The sequence below is a fragment of the Micromonospora sp. NPDC000207 genome, from assembly GCF_040300925.1.
Classification (GTDB): Bacteria; Actinomycetota; Actinomycetes; order Mycobacteriales; family Micromonosporaceae; genus Micromonospora.
Genome location: NZ_JBEPEQ010000181.1, coordinates 1 through 1,540 on the forward strand (window position 1 = coordinate 1; position 1,540 = coordinate 1,540).

Annotated in this window: 1 protein-coding gene; it reads right to left on the reverse strand. The window is 70.1% G+C overall.

The window, feature by feature from the left end:
- Nucleotides 1–158 precede the first annotated feature (158 nt).
- Nucleotides 159–785: an NADPH-dependent F420 reductase gene (locus ABT336_RS26265; protein ID WP_350900108.1), complete on the reverse strand. Its 627-nt coding sequence runs from the start codon at nucleotides 783–785 to the stop codon at nucleotides 159–161.
- Nucleotides 786–1,540: the final 755 nt, after the last annotated feature.

Genomic DNA, 1,540 nt, shown 5'->3' on the forward strand with positions numbered 1-1,540 from the left:
TGGCCCGCGTGGCCCGTGGGCCGCGTGGCCCGTGGGCCGCGTGGCCCGTGGGCCGCGTGGCCCGTGGGCCGCGTGGCCCGTTCGCCCAGCCCGTGGGCCGTGGCGGTCTGTCTGCCCGTGACCAAGGTTGCTGCCCGGGGGCGGGCGGCTGGGTCGGCTCAGGGGCGAGCCTCGGCGAGCCCCTTGCGGACCCCCTCGGCGTTCTGGTCCGTCCCGTACACGGGCGTGTCGGGCTGCTGCCGCCAGCTTCCGTCGAGGGTGCCCGCATCCACCGGGTCGAACCCGAGGGCGTCCACCAGCTCCATCACCATCTGCTTCGCCTCGGCGTCGTCTCCGGCAACGGGAAGGCCGATCCGGTCGTCGTCCCCGGCGGGACGCCCCCGCTCCAGGAGGTGCTGGGCCCGAATGTTGTTGAACGTCTTCACCACCCGGGCGCCCTTGAGGTGGTCGGCCGTCCACCGGCTGGAGCTGAGGCTGCGGTCCAGCAACTCGGCGACGTCCCCGTCGCGTTGCGGGTAGTAGTTGTTGGCGTCGACTACCACCTTGCCCTCGAAGATCGGGCTGGGCAGGGAGGGAACAGCCAGCAGCGGAATCGCCACCACGACCAGGTCGGCCCCGTCGACTGCCTGCTCCACGGTGCCGGCGGTGGCCCCGGTCTCCTCGGTGAGCGGAATGAGGGTCTGCGGGCCACGTGAGTTCGCCACTGTCACCTCGTGCCCAAGTGTCCGCAGCCGGCGCGTGAGCGTGCCACCGATCTGCCCTGACCCGATGATTCCGATCCTCATGGCTTCTCCTAGCTCCGCCGCTACCGGCGGGTCTGCTCGGTCCGTCCCTGAGCAGTTACCCCGTACCGGCAAGGTCGATCACCGACGAGGCGTAGAGCACGCCCAGAAGGTTCACCCCGGCCCCCGGTTCCCGGACGGGCCTGCCTACCCCGCAACCCCCCGCTCGACACCCACCTACGCCCAAGGCATACCACCCTGCCCCCTCCGCCCCGCCCACAGACCCCCGGTTTGCCGCGTTGATCAAGGGGTTTGCGTCACGATTGGAGATCACCCGTGACGCAAACCCCTTGATCACCACAGGAGTCGGGGGGAGTACGGCCGGTAGGGGGCCGTCAGGGCGGGGAATCGGCTGACGGGGAAACACCGGTGAGGGAGTGACCTCCTGGCGCCCGGGGGGGCAGGGTCGCCGGCGCGGGGGCGGGGTGGGTGCGCGGTTCTCCGGGGCTCCTGACCCGCCAGGCAGTGCACAGCAGGCAGCAGTCAACGCCAGCAGGCCGTGGAAGACACGGATGGCCCTGGAAGACGCACGGAAGGCGGCAGGAGGGCACGGCAGGCATAAAAGCCGTAGGCCGTAGGTCGTAGGTCGTAGGTTGTAGGAAGCCCGGGTCGGGAACAGGGAGAAACACGTGTGGGCCACCCCGAAGGGTGGCCCACACGTGAAAGATGTCCGGCGGTGTCCTACTCTCCCACACCCTCCCGAGTGCAGTACCATCGGCGCTGGAAGGCTTAGCTTCCGGGTTCGGAATGTAACCGGG

Bases quoted from the DNA above. Each gene is read 5' to 3' on its own strand.
- ABT336_RS26265 (WP_350900108.1), bottom strand. From the start codon at position 785: ATGAGGATCGGAATCATCGGGTCAGGGCAGATCGGTGGCACGCTCACG.